We start from the raw sequence: 21194 nt of genomic DNA on the forward strand, positions 1-21194 counted from the left end.
ACCCGGATGTACGCCTGAGCGCCGCAGCTGTCGCAGCGGTCGGAAGCCGTGAGCTGGTGGCTGGATTCGAGCTCGTCGAGTGCAGTCGTTTCGGGTGCGATCTGTGACATGAGATGCTCCTCCAGTTCCATGAGCGGAAAATTCGTATGTCCCTATACAAACACGGCCGTGTTACATCGGGACGACAAAAGCCGTGTATTTCGCTGAACGCGTATGCGTGCGGCTCCGGCCCGTCGCCTTTTCCTCCCCGGAGGGTGTCGTGAGAACCTCCGTCGGTTCCTCTGGTTAGGGTTGAATCCGGCCGCCGGCCCGCCCCGTGGCGGGGAGGGACCCGAGGCGGCGCAGTGAAGGAGACATCGGTGGCCAGTTCGGACTATTCGGCCAGGCATCTCTCGGTGCTCGAGGGCCTCGAGGCCGTGCGCAAACGACCGGGGATGTACATCGGCTCGACGGACTCGCGCGGGCTCATGCACTGCCTCTGGGAGATCATCGACAACTCGGTGGACGAGGCGCTCGGGGGCTACGGCAACGAGATCAGCGTGATCCTGCACTCGGATTCCAGCGTCGAGGTGCGGGACGGCGCCAGGGGGATCCCCGTCGACATCGAGCCGAAGACGGGCCTGTCCGGGGTCGAGGTGGTCTTCACCAAGCTGCACGCCGGCGGGAAGTTCGGCAGCGGCTCCTACGCAGCCTCCGGCGGTCTGCACGGGGTCGGCGCATCCGTCGTCAACGCCCTCTCCGAGCGGCTCGATGTCGAGGTCGACCGCGATGGGAAGACCTGGGCGATGTCGTTCCATCGTGGTGAGCCCGGGCTCTTTGCGGACGCGGTGGTCGACGGTGTCGCCGTGCCGAGGCCCGATGCGCCGTTCACCCCCTTCGTCTCCAACAGCGAGCTCCGCGTGGTCGGCAAGGTCGCGCGCGGGGTGACGGGAACGCGCGTGCGCTACTGGGCGGATCCCCAGATCTTCAGTCGGGGGACCACCTTCCAGACCGAGGAGCTGTTCGCGAGGGCACGGCAGACGGCCTTCCTCATCCGGGGCCTCGGTCTCGACATCACCGACGAGCGGGGCGTCGAACGCGGCGAGGAGCCCACCCGCGAGCTGTTCAGGTTCGACGGGGGGATCTCGGAGTACGTCGACTTCCTCGCGCCGGATCCCGCCCTCACGGACACCTGGCGCATGACCGGCTCCGGCACCTTCACGGAGACCGTTCCCGTGCTCGATGACAACGGGCACATGGTGGCGACGGAGCTGCAGCGCGACTGCGAGGTGGACATCGCGATGCGCTGGGGGACCGGCTACGACACGGTGTTCCGCAGCTATGTCAACATCATCGCGACCCCGAAGGGCGGCACGCATCAGGCGGGCTTCGAGGCGGGGCTGCTCAAGTTCCTGCGGGCGCAGGTCGAGCAGAACGCACGCCGGCTCAAGGTCGGGAACGACAAGCTCGAGAAGGACGACGTCCTCGCCGGCCTGACCGCCGTCCTCACCGTCCGCCTGCCCGAGCCGCAGTTCGAGGGGCAGACCAAGGAGATCCTCGGCACCCCGGCCGTTCGCTCGATCGTCGCCAACGTCGTGGCGAAGACGATGGCGGAGAAGTACGCATCGAGCAAGCGCGACGACAAGACTCAGGCCGCCCTCGTGCTCGACAAGATCGTCGCGGAGATGAAGTCCCGGGTCTCCGCACGGGCGCACAAGGAGACCCAGCGGCGCAAGAACGCCCTCGAGAACTCGTCGTTGCCCGCCAAGCTCGTCGACTGCCGCAGCTCGGACGTTGCCAACAGCGAACTGTTCATCGTCGAGGGCGATTCGGCCCTCGGAACGGCCAAGCTCGCGAGGGACAGCGAATACCAGGCCCTGCTGCCGATCCGCGGCAAGATCCTCAACGTGCAGAAGGCGTCGGTCTCCGACATGCTCTCCAACTCGGAGTGCGCCTCCATCATCCAGGTGATCGGCGCCGGATCGGGGCGCAGCTTCGATCTCGCGACGGCACGCTACGGCAAGGTCATCATCATGAGCGACGCCGACGTCGACGGTGCGCACATCCGCACGCTGCTGCTCACCCTGTTCTTCCGCTACATGCCCGACATGATCAGGGACGGCCGCATCTACGCCGCCGTGCCCCCGCTGCACCGGGTCATCGTGATGAACCCGGGGACCAAGCCGAACGAGACGATCTACACCTACTCCGAGCCGGAGCTCAACGGCGTCCTCGCGGGGCTCAAACGCAGCAACAAGCGATATCAGGATCCGATCCAGCGGTACAAGGGGCTGGGCGAGATGGATGCCGATCAGCTCGCGATCACGACGATGGACCGGCGCCACCGCACCCTGCGTCGGGTGCAGATCACGGACGCCGCGAACGCGGAACGGGTCTTCGAGCTGCTCATGGGCAACGACGTCGCCCCACGCAAGGACTTCATCATCGCCGGATCCGACGGCCTGTCGCGCGAGCGCATCGACGTCTGAGCCGAGCCGGCGGCCGGGGCGTCGATCGTCCCGGCCGGGTTCGCGGCCGCCGGAAAGACAAGGGTGGCTCACGGCGGGGATTCACCGTCTCCCCGTATCATTTGGCGGGTGTCGGAACCCTCAGCGCTTCGTGTCGAGACCACGGGTGGCAGCGTCGAGGGTGTGCTGAGGCGCGGGCTGATGATGTGGCGGGGGATCCCCTACGCGGCGCCTCCCGTCGGCGAGCTGAGGTTCCGCGCGCCTCGGCCGGCCGTCCCCTGGACGGGAGTCAGGGACGCGAGCGAGTTCGGCGCGGTCGCCCCCCAGGACCGCAACGGGCAGTTCCTCGGCCCTCCCGGTGCCGTTCCGATGTCGGAGGACTGCCTGACCCTCAACGTGATCGCCCCGCCCGACGCCGCCGATCGACCTCGACCGGTGATGGTCTTCATTCACGGCGGCGCGTACACCGTGGGATCCTCGCGCGAGGTGCGCGGGCTCGGCGAGACGCTGGTCCGCGACGGCGGCGTTCTCTTTGTCAATTTCAACTACCGCCTCGGGGCCCTCGGCTTTCTCGACTTCTCCTCGTTCTCGTCCGAAGGCCGGGTCTTCGAGAGCAATCTCGGGCCGCGCGATCAGGTTGCCGCCCTCGAATGGGTCCGCGACAACATCGCCGCCTTTGGCGGGGACCCGGGGGCCGTCACGCTCTTTGGAGAGTCGGCGGGGGCAAACGCCGTGACGACGCTCATGACCGTTCCTCGGGCGCGAGGGCTGTTCGCCCGCGCGATCGCCCAGAGCTCGCCGGCCAACGCGGTCTATCCCCCGGAGGTGACGGCGGGCTGGGCCCGCGAGTACCTCGAACTGCTCAGCGAGGAGGTCGACGATTCGAGCACCGACAGCACCAGTGCGGAGGAGGCCGCGGGTCTCCTGGTGACCGCCGGTGTCGACGACCTGGTGAAGGCGACGACCCGGATGCAGCTGCGGACACCCGATCGAGCACCGGGCACGATGAGCCTTTGCCCCGTCATCGATGGCGACTTCCTGCCGGAGCGGCCGCTCGACGCCTTCAAGGCGGGCCGTGCGCATCCGATTCCGCTCATCATCGGCACCAACGACCGGGAGGGCTCGCTGTTCACCGGCAGGCTGGACATCCTCGCCACCACGCCGCCGCGCATCCGCGCCATCTTCGCGAAGACCAAGAAGAGGGCCCGCAAGGCGCTCAAGGCGCAGTACCCGGGCCTGCCGGCCAAGCGCCCCGCGGCGGACTTCGGCGGCGACTACGCGTTCTGGTATCCCACCGTGAAGGTCGCCGAACGGCATTCCCGGTTCGCCCCCGTCTACTTCTACCGCTTCGACGCGGCGCCGCGACTGGTGAGGCTACTCGGCTTCGACGCGACCCACGGGCTGGAGCTGTTCGCCCTCTTCGACCGGATGGACGGCGCCTTCGGGAGGGCGATGGGAGCGCTCGGCGGTCGGGCCGCCTTCAAGCGCGCCGGGACAAGGATGCGTCGCCACTGGCTCCGTTTCGCCATCGACGGCACGGTCGACGAGTCCTGGCCGCGCTACGCGCATCGTGGCAGGAGGACCCTCATCATCGACGCGGTCGACCGGGTCGAGGAGGACCCGCGCCGGGAACGCCGGAAGGCCTGGCAGGAGTTCGTGCCTCACGTCTGAGGGCGGCTCCGTGGACGGACGACGAGCAGGCGGTAGAGCACTCCGACCGCGACGACGCCGACCCCGACGAGGATGCTCGGAAGGGGAAGGGTGAGGATCAGCACCAGACAGAAGGCCACGCCCGCCGCCTGGACGGCCCTCGGATACCTGCGCCGCTCTGGCCCCTGCGTGAAGGCGGCCACGTTGGCGATGAAGTAGTAGACGAGGACGCCGAAGGAGGAGAAGCCGATCGCCCCGCGCAGGTCGACCGTCAGCACGAGCAGGCACACGACGATCGCGAGGGCGACCTCGGCCCGATGGGGAACGGCGAACCTCGGATGGACGGCGGCCAGCCAGCGCGGAAGGTCGCCCTCCCTCGCCATGGCGAGGGAGGTCCGTCCGATCCCCGCGATGAGGCCGAGTAATGCCCCGAGCGAGGCGGCGGCGGCCCCGACCCGGACGATCGGCGCCGCCCAGTCCCATCCACCGGCCGCGACGACGTCGGCGAGCGGGGCGCTCGAGGCGGCGATCCCGCTCGCGCCGAGCGTGCGGAGCATCGTCACCGCGACGATCGCATAGACGACCACCGTGATGCCGAGGGCGATCGTGATGGCCAGGGGGATGGTCCTCGCCGGGTCCTTCACCTCCTCGCCCATGGTCGCGATCCGCGCGTATCCCGCGAAGGCGAAGAACAGGAGTCCCGCCGACTGCAGGATCCCGTACCAGCCGTGGGCGAGCAGGTCGCCCGGCTGCCAGCCACCGGTGCGGCATAGGCGGCGAAGGTGAGCGCCATCGCGGCGCAGCTCGCCACCTTGCCGATGACGAAGTTCCACCCGGCGATGAAGCCCCACCACGCCCCGAGCTGTCTCCTGCCGTAGAGGTAGGTGCCCCCGGACAAGGGATAGGTCGCCGCGAGCTGGGCGGAGGAGGTCGCATTGCAGAACGCGACCACCGCCGCGACCACGAGGCCGAGCAGCAGCCCGGTCCCCGCCGCCTGTGCGGCGGGGATGAAGGCGACGAAGACGCCGGCACCGATCATCGAGCCGAGGCCGATGAAGACCGCGTCGGCGAGTCCGAGGCGCCTGGCCAGGCGCGGCTGTGTGGTCATCCGCGCATTGTAGGGGGAGCAGGTGGCCGGCCGGCAAACCTGCCCGGCGTTGTCGCCCGTCCCTACAGGGCAGCGCCGATCGACCCGATCACGGTCTCCAGCGGGGTGCCGGACGCATCCCGCTTCGCCACCGCCTCCGGAAGCTGCCGGACGGCGCCATCCGGTCCCACCGCGAGCGCCGGAGCCGGGCCGGCCCAGGCGACGGCGAGCAGGTTCTCGCCCTTGAGGAAGGTGTGCGCACGCACGCCTCCCGTCGCCCGTCCCTTGCCGGGGAACTCGGAGAATCGGGAGACCTTCGCCCGACCGGGATCCGCCCCCGCGATCGTCGCCGTGCTCGTCGACACGGTCGCGACGACGTTGTCGGCGCGCGGATCGAGGGAGCCGAAGAAGACGACCTGGGCCGCGGCACCCAGGTTGATGCCCGCCATGCCCGCCGCCGACCGGCCCTGGGGACGCACCGCGGCGGCCGGGAAGTGCAGCAGCTGGGCGTCGGAGCTGACGAAGAGGAGCTCCTGGTCGTCGCCGCCCTGGCTCGCTCCGACGAGCCGGTCGCCCGGCTTGAGCGCGATCACCTCGAAGTCGGGCTTCGCCGGAAAGTCGCCAGGCGCCAGCCGTTTGACGACGCCGCGCTGGGTGCCGAGGGCGATCGGATCGCCGGAGTCCAGCGAGACGAGGGCGAGCACCCGCTCCTTGGCCGAGTCGAGCGCGAGGTAGTCCGAGATCTTCACGCCCGCGGCGAGCTGGATCGAGTTCTCGGGGACGACCGGAAGATCGACGGGGGAGAGCCGGATGAGCCGGCCGAGGCTGGTGATGGCGCCGATCTCGGTGCGGCTGGTGGTCACGAGGGAGGAGAGGATCGCGTCGTGTTTGCTGCGCCTGGTCACCCTGGCCGGCGCATCCGGCGAGCTCTCCGTGACATCCACCCGGATGGCGCGGCCCGTCGTCGACAGCAGGACGCGGCAGGGGGTGTCGGCGATCTCCAGCACCGGGGCGGCACCGCGGGACCGGGACGAGGAGGCCGTGGCGATGCTCGGCCGCGCCTCCGTGAGCAGGGTGCGCCGCGGGGTGCCGAAGCGCTCGGCCACCTCCTCCAGCTCGTCGGAGACCAGCAGGCGAACCCGGTGCGGCACCGCAAGCAGGGCCTCCAGCTCGTCGATCTCCGCGCGGAGCTGATCTCGCTCCGCTTCCAGCTCGATCCGGCTGAACCGGGTCAGCCGGCGCAGCCGCAGCTCGAGGATGTACTCGGCCTGCACCTGGCTGAGGTCGAAGACGTCGATGAGCCTGGTTCGTGCCTGCTCGGAGTCGTCGCTCGTGCGGATCACCTGGATGACCTCGTCGATGTCGAGGATCGCGATCAGCAGGCCCTCGACCAGATGCAGCCGCTCCCGCTTCCTGGCAAGACGGAATCGGCTGCGGCGGGTCACCACGGAGATGCGGTGGTCGATGTAGACCTGGAGCAGCTCGCGCAGGCCGAGGGTCTTCGGGCCGCCGTCGACGAGGGCGACGTTGTTGATGTTGAAGGCGTCCTCGAGCGGCGTGTGGCGGTAGAGCTGCTCGAGCACGGCATCCGGGCTGAAACCGGTCTTGATGCCGACGACGAGGCGGGTCCCGTTCGCGCGGTCGGTGAGGTCGGTGACGTCGGAGATGCCGTTCAGCTTCTTCGAGTTGACACCGTCCTTGATCTTCTCGATGACCTTCTCCGCGCCCACCATGAAGGGGAGCTCGGTGATGACGAGACCGACCTTGCGCGCGGTGATGTTCTCCACCGAGACGCGCGCGCGGGTGCGGAAGGCTCCCCTGCCGGTCTCATAGGCTTCGCGGACGCCGGCAAGACCGATGATCGTGCCCCCCGTTGGCAGGTCCGGTCCGGGAATGAACGACATCAGGTCGTCCAGCGAGGCATCCGGATTCTCGATGAGATGGCGGGCCGCCCCGACGACCTCGATGAGGTTGTGCGGAGCCATGTTCGTCGCCATCCCGACGGCGATGCCGCTCGCGCCGTTGACAAGCAGGTTGGGGAAGGCGGAGGGGAGTACCTCCGGCTGCACGAGCTGGTTGTCATAGTTGGGGACGAAGTCGACGACGTCCTCGTCGAGGTCCTCCGTCATGGCGGTGGCGGCGGGGGCGAGGCGGGCCTCCGTGTAGCGGGCCGCGGCCGGGCCGTCGTCGAGCGTGCCGAAGTTGCCGTGGCCGTCGATGAGGGGGACCCGCATGATGAACGGCTGGGCGAGGCGCACCATGGCGTCGTAGATGGAGGCGTCGCCGTGGGGGTGCAGCTTGCCCATCACCTCGCCGGTCACCCTGGCGGACTTGACGTGACCGCGGTCCGGTCGCAGCCCCATCTCGGTCATCTGGTAGAGGATGCGCCGCTGGACGGGCTTGAGCCCGTCTCTGGCGTCGGGCAGCGCCCTGGAGTAGATGACCGAGTAGGCGTACTCGAGGAACGAACCCTCCATTTCGGCGGAGACATCGACGGTGTCGATCCGCTCGCCTGGGGTCTGCGCTGTAGGGATTTCGGGAGTAGTCATAGGATTGCCCCCATGCTACCGGCCACCAAAACACACCGGTTCAGCCTTGCCGATGTCGTGCCAAGTTCGCTGAAGTCGGTCGTGGGAGCGGCGAATCGGTTGACCCTTCCCCCCGCCGACAAGGTGGTTCTGGTGCTCGCCGACGGCCTGGGGGCGACGGCGCTGCGCGCGGCCGCCGGCCACGCCAGGTTCCTCGCACCGCTGTCCACCCCGGCCGCGGCCATCGGGTCGAGGTTCCCGACCACCACCGCCTCCGCCCTCGCGACCCTCACGACGGGGGAGCCCCCCGGCATCCACGGGCTCGTCGGCTATTCGGTGCTCGACCCCGCCGGCGACCGGGTGGTCAATCAGCTGAGCGGCTGGGACGACCGCCTCGACCCGGCGACCTGGCAGCGCGTGCCGACGCTGTTCGAGCGGGCGGGGGCGGAGGGCATCCCCACCTTCGCCGTCGGCACCGAGCGGTATCGCGACTCCGGGTTCACGGCCGCGGTGCTCCGTGGAGCGCAGTACCGGGCGGGGGCGACCATCGTCGACCGTTTCGCGGAGGCACGGCGCATCCTGGATGAGATCGACCGCGGTCTGATCTACCTCTACGTGCCGGAGCTCGACCAGGCGGGACACGCGCACGGCTCGCGCTCCGCCGCCTGGACGACCGCCCTGGAGTCCTTCGACGCCGCCGTGGCGGCCTTCGCCGCCGAACTCGGCGCCGGCGAGGGGATGCTGCTCACCGCCGACCACGGCGTGCTCGACGTGCCCGAGACCTCGCATGTGCTCTTCGACACCGCACCCGGACTGGTCGACGGCATCAGGTTCGTCGCGGGGGAGCCACGGGCCCTGCAACTGCATTTCGAGCCGGACGCGAGCCCCGAGCACCGTGCCAGGGTTCTCGACCGCTGGCGGGAGACGGAGGGGGATCGTTCCTGGGTCGTTGGGCGTGACGAGGCCATCGAGTCCGGATGGTTCGGCCCCGTCGTCGACGACGAGGTGGTCCCGCGCATCGGCGACATCATCGTGGCGGCGCGCAAGGGCATCGCCTATTACGACTCGCGGGTGCTCTCCCGCAGCGGCAGGTCGATGGTCGGCCAGCACGGCTCCTGGTCGCCGGAGGAGACGACGGTGCCCCTGCTCCGATTCGGCGCCTTCGCCTAGAGCCCGCTCGCGCCGCTGCCCACCCATCCCAGTTGTTCACCGGGAAACGCCTTGGGTGTCTGGTCCTCCTGGTAACGCGGATTCGCCTTCCCATCCGGCGAGACCGGCGCATGCGGGTCCATCCTGGCGATCCGGCGCTGCCGGAGCCCGACGAGGAGAAGGAGGACGCCGCCGACCAGGCAGACGGCTCCGAGAAGCGTCAGCAGGATGCCGATTCCGCCCTCTCCCGAGACCAGCAGCAGGATCCCATTGGGGATCAGCACCCAGGAGGCGAGAATCACGACGACGGAGGCGGCGACGAGGCCGGCGCCGAGGATCAGCCGGCGACGTCTCCGCTCGTCGTCCCTGATCGCCATGGCGAGAATTGCTCGATCGGTCATCATGACAGGAGCATATCGCCCCGGATATCCGCCGTCGAGAGCCCGGCGCATCCGATCTCAAGGAGATTTCGCGATGAACGAGGATCTGGCCCCGTCACCGGCGGTCGAGCGGCCGAATCTCCTTGAGATCGGACGAGAAGACGGGACGAGAAGGCGGGCGGGCAGAGGAGAAGGGGGGCGGGCTACAGGTCGTCGTCGCTGCGGGCACCGAAGACGATCTCGTCCCAGCTGGGCATCGTGGTCCGGCCCTTCTTGCCCGCGGGTTTCGGTGCGAAGGCCGATGGCTGCGGCGCGGTGTCGCCCCGGGCGTCTTCGTCGTCGCCGCCGAAGTCCAGTGGCACGTCCACGAGCCGGATCGACCCGGTCGACGGATGCGCCGCCATGGATTCATCGTCGTCGAAGTTCGCCGACTCGCGCTCGCCCCGTCTGCGGCGCAGCGCCTCGAGCAGATCGGCTGTCTGATTGGACTCGACGTCCTCCGCCGCCGGGGCGCGGTTGATCGCCGCGTCGGAGACCGCCGTCGGGGCGTCGTCGAGCCGTCCGTACGGCACGGAGTCGGGACGGGACCCATCCGACCGGTCGAGCTCGTCGTCGCTGAACGCGCCGCTGTCGAAGCGTGACTGGTCCGGCAGGCGTTCCTCGTCGCCCACCGCGCGCAGGCGGGGGATCAGCGCGCCGTTCGGGTCGCCCTGCTGCGAGAGGGTGATGGCCTCGCTGTTCAGCGGGGACAGCGCCGACTTCTTGGGGTCGAAGCTCCAGCGCGCGTCGTGATCGATCTGCTCCGCGGTGAACGCGAGCTTCACGATCCAGCCGCCGCCGACCTCTTTCCAGCTCGCCCAGCGCTCATTGATGGCGCCGAGGTCGTAGAGACGCTCCCGGATGACGGTGCCGAAGGTCGAGCCCCCGCCGAGCGGATCGCGCTCCTCGGCGGTGTGAACGGGGACCGCCAGCGCGGAGCCGACCACGAACTCCCGCTCGGCGAGCACGGGTCCCTCGAACTTCTGGATGTAGTCGAGCGGAACGCCCGTGATGGAGGCGACGTCCTGCGCGGACATGCCCGAACGGATGTGTGCCTGGATGTCCTTCGGCGCAAGCTTCTTGCCCACCGCGGGATCCGGGATGGCCTGACGGAGCTTTGCCTGCAAAACCTCGTCGATTGCCACGCGGTAACGGGTGCCGTCGTCAGACGCAACCAGGAGTGCGCCGTTCTCCACTCCGATAACTCTCAGGTCTTGCATGCTGAACGCCTCTCGCGGTCATGAATGTCCTTAGGGTGTCATGCATTCGACCCATATCGCGGGAATATCCCGGGCGTGCCGCAAGTTGCACAGACGTCGGATTCACGGCCGGTTTGCAGTGGTTTGCTATTCGCACACTATTGATGCAAACTATGGCCGCCGATTGAGACCAATTGACGCAAAAAGAAGTGGATGGGCATGGCAACCGACTACGACGCACCTCGTAAGACCGACGACGACTCCGAGTCGATCGAGGCCCTTAAAGAGCGTGTTCCCGACAAGATGTCGGGTGTTGTCGATGTCGACGATGCCGACAACCCGGGCGGTTTCGAACTGCCGGGTGCCGACCTCTCCGATCTCGACCTCGACGTCGTCGTCCTGCCGCCGCAGGCCGACGAGTTCACCTGTGTGAGCTGCTTCCTCGTCAAGCACCGTTCCCAGCTCGATCATGAGGAGAAGCTCGGGCCGATCTGCCAGGAGTGCGCGGCCTAAGCGTCTACCGGAGCGCCGGGGTCGCTCCAGCGGTTGTGAATCATCCTCGTAGCCGAGTATCTTCTAGGTGTCAGCGCCGACCTGGAGAAAGAACGGCCCCATGCATTCGACCACTGCTCGACCCCGTGTCACCCTGTTGGCCGGGGGCGCCTGCCTCATCGTCGCTGGTGCGACGTTGCTGGCTGTCGCGGTAGGCGTCAGGCCTTTCCCGACGGTGGGCCTGTCCGTCGCCTCTGCCGTCCTCCTCCTCGCCGCGGCATGCATTCTGGCTCTCGGTGTGGGCGGCGAGCCCGGCATCGCGGGCGCCTCGCGGATCGGTCGGGCCGCCCTGATCGTGTTCGGTGCTCGCGACCTCGTCGGTCTGATCGTCGATGCGATCCCGATCGGGCCGGATGCGTATCCGCTCGCAATCGCCGTGACCTCGGCGCTGTCGGTGGTCTTCGCGGTAGCCGCGCTCGTGGCCGGTGTGTTCGTCGCGCGAGCCGGGATCCTCCGGGGACCGGCACGCTGGGCGCTGCTCGTGGTGGCGGTCTGTCATGCGATCATCGCGGCGTTGATGCTATCCGGCACCATCGAGGTCGCCTGGTTCCTCGTGGCGGCCCGGGCGGACATCGTGCTTCCCGGACTGTTCCTCCTGCTCGGAGTCGTCTACCTGTCCCTGGGTCTGGCCTGGCTTCCGAGGCGGGTCTCCGCCGTACGTCGCTGAGTCACGCGGCGCGATGGGCCTAGGCGCTCAGGGCCGCCCGGGCGGCGGAGAGGGCGTCGACCATCTGCCGGGGGTGGCGGGTGGAGACGAGCCAGTACGGCGTCGGGTCCTGGGCATCGAGCACGTCGACCCTGACGACCGGTGACACCCAGCCACGGATCGTCAGCCAGGCCCTGGCATCGAGGCGCGGCCCGCGTTCGAGCCTGGCCTCTTCGCCCTCGAAGGCCTCGACCTCTCCGACGAACTCCAGCGGCAGTCGAGCGCGGCCGGCCGCGAACTGGGTCGCGGAGACCTCGATGGTCGGCGCGGTCACGACGAGGAAGACGACGATCCCCGCGTAGAGGACGACGGCGACGATGATCCCCGCGGTGAGATTGATCGGCAGGAACACCAGCAGCGCCGCCGGGATCACCAGGGCCGTGGAGATGAATACCCAGGCGGAGGCCCAGAGGCGTTCGTGGTAGAAGGTCATAGGACTATTGGACCAGACTTTGGCTCCGGCGACTCGCACGGCCGGTCGGCGGTTCTGCACTACCCTCGTCACGTGGCAGAAAGCGTTGAAGTCCTTATTGTTGCCGACCGGATTCCGGCCTACGCGCATCCGGGAGACGCCGGAGCGGACCTCTCGGCGGCGGAGGCCGTCGAATTGGCGCCCGGTCAGCGGGCGACCGTCGGAACGGGTGTGTCGATAGCGCTGCCGGACGGGTACGTCGCCTTCGTCGTTCCCCGTAGCGGCCTCGCCGCCCGCCACGGCATCACCATCGTGAACAGCCCGGGGACGGTGGATGCCGGCTACCGGGGCGAGATCCGGGTCACCCTCCTGAACACGGATGCGTTGGTGCCGTATTCTGTCGCCGTCGGCGATCGGATCGCGCAGATCGTCATCATGCCGGTGACGCGTGCCCGGTTCGTTCCCGTCGAGGTGCTTCCGGGCAGTCACAGGGGCGGATCGGGATTCGGTTCGACCGGGTACAACGAACAGGGAGATCGCGCGTGAGCGACATCATTTCATCCGACGGCTCAGAGGAGCCGGAGCAGGTCAAATCGGCACCCGCCGATCGGGCGACCGAGGGCCCGCTCGACGAGTCGGAGGCCAACGCCGTGCGGCCGTACGTCGACCTCGGCGGGGTGAAGGTGCTTCCGCGCGACGGCCTGCAGCTCCGCCTCGAGGTCGAGGAGGGCAGCCAGCGGGTCGTCGCCGTCGGGCTCGACTATGCCGGCTCGACCCTCCAGGTCCAGCCGTTCGCCGCTCCCCGCAGCTCCGGGCTGTGGCACGAGATCCGGGAGCAGATCGCCGACCAGATCGCCAAGCAGGGCGGGACGACGAAGCTCGTCGACGGACCGTTCGGCCCGGAGCTGCTCGCGGAGATCCCGGCCGCGGTGGCCGGCCAGCCGGGATCGACCCGTCTTGCGCGTTTCATCGGCGTCGACGGACCGCGCTGGTTCCTGCGCGGCGTGATCGCCGGAGAGGGAGCAGTCAACCCGGAGGCGGCGGAGAAGATCGAGGAGCTGTTCCGGAGCGTCGTCGTCGTCCGTGGCAAGACCCCCATGCCGCCGCGCGACCTGATTCCGCTGCACATGCCGAAGACCGCGGCCGAGCCGGGGCCGACAGCGCTCTGATGTCCGAGCAGCAGGAACCGGAGCCGCTGGACGCCGACCGCGGGGACGAACGTCCGTCGCCGAGCTTCAGCCAGAGCTTCGGCGAGGCGATGCGGAGGACCGGGCTCGGCCAGGTGAGGCCGGGGGAGGTCCCGACCGGCAGGTCACTGCTCGCGGCCATCGGCGGGGTGCGGGGGCTGATCGAGTCCATCGTCCCCGGCCTCGGCTTCCTGGTGATCTACAGCCTCACGAAGAGCCTGCCGCTCTCCGTGCTCATTCCCCTTGCGCTCGCCCTGCTCTTCGTCGTCGTCCGCCTGGTGACGAGGACCCCCATCACCCAAGCCTTCGCCGGCATCGCCGGCATCGCCATCTCGGCGGTGCTCGCCCTGATCACCGGCAAGCCGGAGGACAACTTCCTGCCGGGGATCGTCATCAACCTGGTGAGCCTCGCGGTGCTCCTGCTCAGCGTCGTCGTGCGCTGGCCGCTCATCGGGATCGTCGTCGGATTCCTCACCAACGAGGGGACGCAGTGGCGGCAGGACAGGGCGAAGCGCCGGGTGCTGTATCTGGCGACCTGGTTGTGGTGCGGCCTGTTCGCCCTGCGGCTGGTCGTCGAGGTCCCGCTCTACCTGTCCCATCGGGCCGAATGGCTGGCCGGCACGAAGCTGCTGCTCGGGGTACCGCTCTATGCGGCGATGCTGTGGGTGACCTGGCTCCTTGTTCGGGCGGTCTACGGCCGACTCGACGGCGAGAGGGCCGCCTGAGGGCGCATCCGCGCGGTCGCCGTCCCGTGGCCGGCTGATGGTATATTTATCTCGATGTCGAGATACTTTTCGACGGGAACGTAGGCTCCGGTCCGATGCCGGAGAATTAGGCTTGCCTTGCTGGCAACCGATCCGGTCGACGGTCAGGATGGCAGCGGACAGGCAGCCCGATCAGAGGGCTGAGCTCAGTGAGGGAGACGCGCAATGTCGCAGGTCAACAGCTTCGATTCGAGGGACACCCTGAGGGTCGGCACTGCCGAGTACGAGGTGTTCCGCATCGACAGGGTCGCCGGTCACGAGCGCCTCCCGTTCAGCCTCAAGGTCCTGCTCGAGAACCTGCTCCGCACGGAGGACGGCGCGAACGTCACGAGGTCGCAGATCGAGGCCCTCGGCTCCTGGGTGCCTACCGCGGAGCCGGACACCGAGATCCAGTTCACGCCGGGACGGGTCGTCATGCAGGACTTCACCGGCGTGCCGTGCATCGTCGATCTCGCCACCATGCGCGAGGCCGTTGCGAGCCTCGGCGGGGACCCGAAGAAGATCAACCCTCTCGCCCCTGCCGAGATGGTCATCGACCACTCGGTCATCGCCGACCTCTTCGGAACGCCCAACGCCTTCGAGCGCAACGTCGACATCGAGTACGAGCGCAACGGAGAGCGCTATCAGTTCCTCCGCTGGGGCCAGACGGCGTTCGACGACTTCAAGGTGGTCCCGCCGGGAACCGGCATCGTGCACCAGGTGAACATCGAGTACCTGGCCAGGGTCACGATGACCCGCACGGTGGACGGGGTGCTGCAGGCCTATCCGGACACCTGCGTCGGCACCGACTCCCACACGACCATGGTCAACGGCCTCGGGGTGCTCGGCTGGGGTGTCGGCGGCATCGAGGCGGAGGCGGCCATGCTCGGCCAGCCCGTCTCCATGCTCATCCCCAAGGTCGTCGGCTTCAAGCTCTCCGGCTCCATCCCCACCGGTGTCACGGCGACGGACGTCGTGCTCACCATCACCCAGATGCTGCGGAAGCACGGCGTGGTCGGGAAGTTCGTCGAGTTCTATGGCGAGGGCGTCGCTGAGGTGCCGCTGGCCAATCGCGCGACCATCGGGAACATGAGCCCCGAGTTCGGTTCGACGGCTGCGATGTTCCCGATCGATCAGGTCACCCTCGACTACCTGCGCCTGACCGGCCGCAGCGAGGAGCAGGTGGCGCTCGTCGAGGCCTACTCCAAGCTCCAGAAGCTGTGGCACGACCCGGCCGTCGAGCCGGTGTTCAGCGAGTACCTCGAGCTCGACCTCGGCACCGTCGTCCCGTCGATCGCCGGCCCGAAGCGCCCGCAGGACCGGGTCGAGCTCAGCTCGGCGAAGAGCCAGTTCGAGAAGGATCTCGGCGACTACGCCGTCGCCGACCACTCGAAGGTCGACGCCTCGCTCGAGGGGACCTTCCCCGCCTCCGACCCGATCGGGTTCACGCCCCAGGACGAGGAGACCGCGCATCAGCACGCCGACTCCGAGGTGAGCCACCAGCACGAGTCCGCCGCCTTCGCGAGCCACGCCCCGACAACGGTCTCCAGGCCGTCGGAGGTCACCCTGCACAACGGGGACCACTTCACCCTCGACCACGGCGCCGTCGCGATCGCGGCCATCACCTCGTGCACCAACACCTCCAACCCCTCGGTGATGCTCGCGGCCGGGCTCCTCGCCCGCAACGCGAGCAGGAAGGGCCTCACCTCGAAGCCGTGGGTCAAGACGACGCTCGCACCGGGCTCCAAGGTCGTCACCGACTACTACGAGAAGGCCGGACTGAACGGCTACCTCGAGGACCTCGGCTTCTACCTGGTCGGCTACGGCTGCACGACCTGCATCGGCAACTCCGGACCGCTCGAGGACGAGATCTCCCAGGCCGTCCAGGACAACGACCTCGCCGTCACCGCGGTCCTCTCCGGCAACCGCAACTTCGAGGGCCGCATCAACCCCGACGTCAAGATGAACTACCTCGCGAGCCCGCCGCTCGTCATCGCCTACGCGCTGGCCGGATCGATGAACTTCGACTTCGAGGTGGATGCGCTCGGCACGGACACCGAGGGCAACGACGTGTTCCTCAGGGACATCTGGCCGGATGCCGCCGAGGTGCAGGCGACGATCGACAGCTCGATCTCCACGGACATGTTCACCCACGAGTACGCCGGCGTCTTCGACGGCGACGAGCGCTGGCGCTCACTGCCCACCCCGACCGGGTCCACCTTCGAGTGGGACGCCGAGTCCACCTATGTTCGCAAGCCCCCGTACTTCGATGGCCTGACGATGGAGACGACCCCGGTCGGCGACATCGTCGGGGCCAGGGTGCTCGCCACGCTCGGTGACTCGGTGACGACGGACCACATCAGCCCAGCCGGAAACATCAAGGCGGACAGCCCGGCCGGTCGGTACCTCGACGAGCACGGCATCGACCGCAAGGACTACAACTCCTACGGCTCCAGGCGCGGCAACCACGAGGTCATGATCCGGGGCACCTTCGCGAACATCCGGCTCAGGAACCGGCTGCTCGCGGACCTCAACGACGGCAACGGGGTCGAGGGCGGCTACACCCGCGACTTCACCGCTCCGGATGCTCCGCAGTCGTTCATCTACGACGCCAGCCAGAACTACCAGGCGGCGGGGACGCCGCTCGTGATCCTCGCGGGCAAGGAGTACGGCTCCGGCTCGTCGCGCGACTGGGCGGCGAAGGGGACGAGCCTGCTCGGGGTCAAGGCCGTGATCACCGAGAGCTTCGAACGCATCCACCGGTCCAACCTGATCGGCATGGGTGTCGTCCCGCTGCAGTTCCCCGCGGGGGAGAGCTGGGCGTCGCTCGGTCTCGACGGCACGGAGATCGTGAGCATCGCGGGTCTCACGGAGCTCAACGACGGGGTGACCCCGAAGACGGTTCGGGTCACGGCGGCGCCGAGCGAGCACTCCGCACCGGGAAAGCCGGTGGTCGAGTTCGACGCGACGGTGCGCATCGACACCCCCGGGGAGGCGGACTACTACCGCAACGGGGGCATCCTGCAGTACGTCCTCCGCTCGCTCGTCTGACCGGACATCCGGTCCGATGGGCTGGATCCCCGTGGCGCACGGTTGCCCCGCGGGGCACGTGGGTAGGCTGTACGGATGACTTTGCTCGAGAACATCCACGGTCCCCGGGATCTGGACAGACTCTCGCAGGAACAGCTCACTCGCCTCGCCGAGGAGATCAGGGAGTTCCTCGTCGCGGAGGTCTCGAAGACGGGCGGCCACCTGGGCCCGAACCTCGGGGTCGTGGAGCTGACCATGGCCGTGCACCGGGTCTTCGATTCGCCGCACGACGCGATCGTCTTCGACACCGGACACCAGGCCTACGTGCACAAGCTGCTCACCGGGCGGCAGGACTTCAGCCATCTCCGGGAGAAGGGCGGCCTGGCTGGCTACCCGCAACGCTCCGAGTCGATCCACGACATCGTGGAGAGCTCGCACGCCTCGAGTTCGCTGAGCTGGGCGGACGGCATCTCCCGCTCCTTCCAGATGACCGGCCAGCGGGACAGGCACGTCGTGGCCATCGTCGGCGACGGGGCCCTCACCGGCGGCATGACCTGGGAGGCGCTCAACAACATCAGCGACGACAACAGCCGCAACCTCGTCATCGTCGTCAACGACAACGGCCGGTCGTATGCGCCGACGATCGGGGGGATGGCGCGCTTCCTCAACGGGGTCCGCACGCGTCGTTCCTATCGTCACCTCTACACCACCAGCCGCTGGTTCGCCGATCACTTCGGCGGCCCCGTCGGGCGCGCCTTCTACCGCGGATTCCGCGGCGGCCTCCACGGATTCCTCAGCCGGTTCTCGAACAACGAGGCGCTGTACTCGAACCTCGACATCAAGTACGTCGGACCCGTCCACGGTCACGACGAGGCGGCGATCGAGGAGGCCCTCCGGCAGGCGAAGGACTACGGTGCTCCGGTGATCGTGCACGTGATCACCCAGAAGGGCAGGGGATACGAGCCGGCGCTGTCGAACGTCGAAGACCAGTTCCACGCGGTCGGCCACATCGACCCGGACACCGGTGAGCCCATCGGCGGATCGCACAGGCAGTCCTGGACCTCCGTCTTCTCCGATCAGATCCTCCGGCTCGCCGACGGGGATCCGACCATCGTCGGCATCACCGGGGCCATGCTCATCCCGACCGGGCTGGACAAGTTCGCCGCGAAGTACCCGGAGCGCGTCTTCGACGTCGGGATCGCCGAACAGCACGCCGTGACCTCTGCCGCCGGTCTCGCCTACGGCGGCCTCCACCCCGTCGTCGCCCTCTATGCGACGTTCATCAACCGGGCATTCGACCAGGTGCTCATGGACGTGGCCCTGCACAGGGCGGGGGTGACCTTCGTCCTCGACCGGGCGGGGGTGACCGGGCCGGACGGGCCGAGCCACCACGGCATGTGGGACCTCGCGATCCTCCAGGTCATCCCGCGCATCCGGCTGAGCGCGCCGCGAGACGCCGAGCGCCTCCGCGAGGAGCTGGCCGAGGCCGTGGCGGTGACCGACGCGCCGACGGTGGTCCGTTTCCCGAGGGGCAGCGTGAGCAATCAGCTCGACGCGGTCCGCCGGATGCCCGACGGGGTGGACGTGCTCCGCGACGCCCCGCATAAGGACGTTCTCATCGTGACGGTCGGCCCGATGGCGGAGATGGGGCTGCAGGTCGCCGAGCGCCTGGCGGCGCAGGGCATCGGGGCCACCGTCATCGATCCCCGTTGGGTGGTCCCCGTCCCGGCGAGCGTGATCGAGCTCGCGGCACAGCATCGTCTCGTCGTCACCATCGAGGACGGCATCAGGGTCGGCGGGATCGGCACGCGGATCCGACAGGATCTTCGGGCGGCCGGCGTCGACACCGCCCTCACGGAACTCGGTCTGCCGGACGTGTTCATCGACCACGCCTCCCGCGCCGAGATCCTGGAGGAGGCCGGGCTGACGCCGCAGAACATCGCTCGCGACGTCGTCGCCCAGGTGCTCGGCAGCAAGATCCCCGTCGCCCGTCCGCTGCCGGACGACGCGGAGGAGCAGCGCCGGCTGGGTGCCGACCGCCAATGACCCGGCTGGCTTGACCATCAGGTGCACTCCTGCCGCGATCGACTTCACGATCGCGACCCACCAAGGAAGGATGTCTCCAGAACAATGAGACACATCACACTCGGGACGGGCGCACTCGACGTCGGACGCCTCGGCCTCGGCTGCATGGGCATGTCGGCCTTCTACAGCGGAGCGGCCCAGGACGACGCGGGATCGATCAGGACCATCCATCGGGCGATCGAGCTCGGCGTGACGCTGTTCGACACGGCGGAGATGTACGGGCCGTACATCAACGAGGAGCTCCTCGCGAAGGCCATCGCCGGCCGCCGCGATCAGGTGGTCATTGCGACCAAGTTCGGCACCATCCTGCATCGCGGGGATGGCAGCCGTGGCCTTGACGGCAGCGCCGAGAACGTCCGGCTCTCGGTGGAGGGCTCGCTCACGCGCCTGGACACCGATCACATCGACCTCTACTACCAACACCGGATGGATCCGGACACCCCGATCGAGGAGACCGTCGGCGCGCTCGCGGAGCTCGTCGCCGAGGGCAAGATCCTGCACTACGGGCTGTCGGAGGCCGGACCGGACACCATCCGCAGGGCCAACGCCGTGCATCCGGTGATGGCGCTGCAGACCGAGTACTCGTTATGGTCGCGGGACGTGGAGGCAGAGATCCTGCCGGTGGTCCGCGAGCTGGGCATCGGTTTTGTGCCGTATTCCCCGCTCGGACGCGGGTTCCTCACCGGTACCATCCGCTCGCTCGATCAGCTGGAGGCCACGGACTTCCGCCGCAGCAACCCGCGGTTCGAGGCGGGTGCCCTCGCGGCGAACATCCGGATCGTGGAGCAGGTGGATGCGGTGGCCGCGGAGGTCGGGGCGAAGCCGGGTCAGGTGGCGCTCGCCTGGCTGCTCGCTCAGGGTGACGACATCGCACCCATCCCCGGCACCAAGCGCGTCGCCTATCTCGAGGAGAACGTCGCCGCCGAGGCGCTCGAGCTGACGGCCGAACAGCTGGCCGTCCTCGACGCGGTCGCGGCGCCCGTCGGCGACCGCTACGCCGACATGACCCCGCTAGGGCGGTAGCCCGCCCGGCTGGGTCCCCGCGGGCAGGGGAGTCAGCCGGGTCCGTCGCTGGCGGCGGCAAGGAGCGGCACCACCAGATCGCTGATCGGCGTAGGGATGCCGTGGGCCCGTCCGAGGCGTTGCACGACAGCGTTCCGGGTGTCCCATTCGAGCGGCCGGCCTGTTTCGCGATCGGCGAGGATGGAGGTGCCCATATCGGCCGGGTATGCCTGGAGGTTGCGGACGATGTCCTGCGGTACCTCGGCGCCCAGCGCCGCGCCCTCGGCTCTCGCGACCTCCAGGCACTCCCGGAGATAGGCCAGAGACAGCTCGGCGATATCGGCCCTGGCAAACATGCCGGCGCGACGGCCGGCGAGAACCATCAGTCCGGCGACCGCGTTCTGCAGCAGCTTGCGCCAGGCCACGGATCTGAAGTCGGTGGCCAACTCGACCGAGCACAGGGTGCCGCGCAGGGCCTCGAGCACAACACGGGACGGCGGTGCATCCGGCAGGGTGAGGCGCGCTTCGCCGCGTAACCACACCGACCCGTCGGGTTGTGTCTGGGCGGGGAACCACACGACAGAGGGGATGACCCGGGCGCCGGAGACGTGGGGAGCGACGGTCGATTCCTGCTCGACACCGTTCTGCAGGACACAGACGACGGTGTCCGGACCGCACAACGCCATCAACCAGGGTGCTGCCGCCTCGATCTGCGTCGACTTGACGGCAAGGAAAACAACGTCGACCGTCCCGCCTGCCTGTGCCGGGTCGACCAGCACCGGCCCGGGCACCACGATGCGGCCTTCTCCGCCGGGCAGATCTTCTCCGCGCAGTTCGAGGTGTTCGCGCGCTGTGCGGCCACAGAGCCTCGGTGTACGACCGACCTCGTGCAGCACGGCGGCCACGACCGTGCCGATCGCACCAGGACCCACGACTGCGACGGTTGGATTCATCAACATCTTCCCCCTTGGGTGGTCTCGACCGCGCCGGCCGGGCGG

General features: G+C 68.6%; 17 protein-coding genes and 1 pseudogene. 11 read left to right on the forward strand and 7 right to left on the reverse strand.

All coding sequences use genetic code 11. The features are described from left to right. A partial coding sequence (locus VGC18_RS16220; RefSeq protein WP_422653761.1) for a DUF7455 domain-containing protein occupies positions 1 to 110 on the reverse strand: 110 nt, incomplete at its 3' end. A gap of 249 nt (positions 111 to 359) precedes the next feature. On the opposite strand from VGC18_RS16220, the gene VGC18_RS11340 reads away from it, so the two are divergent. Together VGC18_RS11340 and VGC18_RS11345 are read left to right on the forward strand one after the other, a co-directional pair. Further along, the gene (locus VGC18_RS11340) at positions 360 to 2468 is read left to right on the forward strand and encodes a DNA topoisomerase IV subunit B (RefSeq protein WP_331097410.1); all 2109 of its coding nucleotides are present in this window, start codon (positions 360 to 362) and stop codon (positions 2466 to 2468) included. Positions 2469 to 2576: 108 nt separating this feature from the next. After that, positions 2577 to 4118, forward strand: a complete 1542-nt coding sequence (locus tag VGC18_RS11345) for a carboxylesterase/lipase family protein (protein WP_331097412.1) — start codon at positions 2577 to 2579, stop codon at positions 4116 to 4118. Here VGC18_RS11345 and VGC18_RS11350 read toward each other — a convergent pair. Beyond that, positions 4109 to 5205 (reverse strand): annotated as a pseudogene (locus VGC18_RS11350) (APC family permease). The gene VGC18_RS11345 and the pseudogene VGC18_RS11350 overlap by 10 nt on opposite strands. Before the next feature lie 62 nt (positions 5206 to 5267). Further along, the gene (locus tag VGC18_RS11355) at positions 5268 to 7733 is read right to left on the reverse strand and encodes a DNA topoisomerase IV subunit A (RefSeq protein ID WP_331097414.1); all 2466 of its coding nucleotides are present in this window, start codon (positions 7731 to 7733) and stop codon (positions 5268 to 5270) included. A 12-nt stretch (positions 7734 to 7745) separates the two neighbouring features. Between VGC18_RS11355 and VGC18_RS11360 the strand changes: the two genes are divergently transcribed. Then, positions 7746 to 8882: an alkaline phosphatase family protein gene (locus VGC18_RS11360; protein ID WP_331097417.1), complete on the forward strand. Its 1137-nt coding sequence runs from the start codon at positions 7746 to 7748 to the stop codon at positions 8880 to 8882. Here the strand turns inward: VGC18_RS11360 and VGC18_RS11365 are convergent. Both VGC18_RS11365 and sepH read right to left on the reverse strand, forming a co-directional pair. Next, positions 8879 to 9265 (reverse strand): hypothetical protein, encoded by a 387-nt coding sequence (locus VGC18_RS11365; RefSeq protein ID WP_331097419.1) that lies wholly within the window; start codon positions 9263 to 9265, stop codon positions 8879 to 8881. The genes VGC18_RS11360 and VGC18_RS11365 overlap by 4 nt on opposite strands. Before the next feature lie 179 nt (positions 9266 to 9444). After that, entirely contained in the window at positions 9445 to 10500 is a 1056-nt protein-coding gene (gene sepH, locus VGC18_RS11370; protein ID WP_331097421.1) for a septation protein SepH, read from the reverse strand. 198 nt (positions 10501 to 10698) lie between these two features. Here sepH and VGC18_RS11375 point away from each other — a divergent pair, with 198 nt between their 5' ends. After that, positions 10699 to 10992: a DUF4193 domain-containing protein gene (locus VGC18_RS11375; RefSeq protein WP_331097423.1), complete on the forward strand. Its 294-nt coding sequence runs from the start codon at positions 10699 to 10701 to the stop codon at positions 10990 to 10992. A 100-nt stretch (positions 10993 to 11092) separates the two neighbouring features. Beyond that, positions 11093 to 11698: a hypothetical protein gene (locus VGC18_RS11380; protein ID WP_331097425.1), complete on the forward strand. Its 606-nt coding sequence runs from the start codon at positions 11093 to 11095 to the stop codon at positions 11696 to 11698. A 19-nt stretch (positions 11699 to 11717) separates the two neighbouring features. Here the strand turns inward: VGC18_RS11380 and VGC18_RS11385 are convergent, their stop codons facing one another. Beyond that, entirely contained in the window at positions 11718 to 12170 is a 453-nt protein-coding gene (locus VGC18_RS11385) for a DUF3093 domain-containing protein (RefSeq protein WP_331097427.1), read from the reverse strand. 72 nt (positions 12171 to 12242) lie between these two features. Between VGC18_RS11385 and dut the strand changes: the two genes are divergently transcribed. From dut to VGC18_RS11415, 6 genes are all read left to right on the forward strand, one after another. Continuing rightward, positions 12243 to 12695, forward strand: a complete 453-nt coding sequence (dut, locus tag VGC18_RS11390) for a dUTP diphosphatase (protein ID WP_331097429.1) — start codon at positions 12243 to 12245, stop codon at positions 12693 to 12695. Beyond that, positions 12692 to 13318, forward strand: coding sequence for a DUF3710 domain-containing protein (locus VGC18_RS11395; protein WP_331097431.1), 627 nt, complete (start codon positions 12692 to 12694; stop codon positions 13316 to 13318). The genes dut and VGC18_RS11395 overlap by 4 nt, the downstream gene beginning before the upstream one ends. Then, positions 13318 to 14061 carry a DUF3159 domain-containing protein gene (locus tag VGC18_RS11400; protein ID WP_331097434.1) on the forward strand — a complete coding sequence of 248 codons (744 nt, stop codon included), beginning with the start codon at positions 13318 to 13320 and terminating at the stop codon, positions 14059 to 14061. Before VGC18_RS11395 ends, VGC18_RS11400 begins: the two co-directional genes overlap by 1 nt. A 204-nt stretch (positions 14062 to 14265) precedes the next feature. Then, positions 14266 to 17130 carry an aconitate hydratase gene (locus VGC18_RS11405; protein ID WP_331097436.1) on the forward strand — a complete coding sequence of 955 codons (2865 nt, stop codon included), beginning with the start codon at positions 14266 to 14268 and terminating at the stop codon, positions 17128 to 17130. Between the two features lie 75 nt (positions 17131 to 17205). After that, positions 17206 to 19155: a 1-deoxy-D-xylulose-5-phosphate synthase gene (dxs, locus tag VGC18_RS11410; RefSeq protein WP_331097438.1), complete on the forward strand. Its 1950-nt coding sequence runs from the start codon at positions 17206 to 17208 to the stop codon at positions 19153 to 19155. An 84-nt stretch (positions 19156 to 19239) separates the two neighbouring features. Beyond that, positions 19240 to 20217, forward strand: coding sequence for an aldo/keto reductase (locus tag VGC18_RS11415; protein ID WP_331097440.1), 978 nt, complete (start codon positions 19240 to 19242; stop codon positions 20215 to 20217). Positions 20218 to 20249: 32 nt separating this feature from the next. Here VGC18_RS11415 and VGC18_RS11420 read toward each other — a convergent pair whose 3' ends face one another. Next, positions 20250 to 21155, reverse strand: a complete 906-nt coding sequence (locus tag VGC18_RS11420) for an oxidoreductase (protein WP_331097442.1) — start codon at positions 21153 to 21155, stop codon at positions 20250 to 20252. Between the last annotated feature and the right edge of the window lie 39 nt (positions 21156 to 21194).

The sequence above is a fragment of the Lacisediminihabitans sp. genome (assembly GCF_036404185.1).
Lineage (GTDB): Bacteria > Actinomycetota > Actinomycetes > Actinomycetales > Microbacteriaceae > Lacisediminihabitans.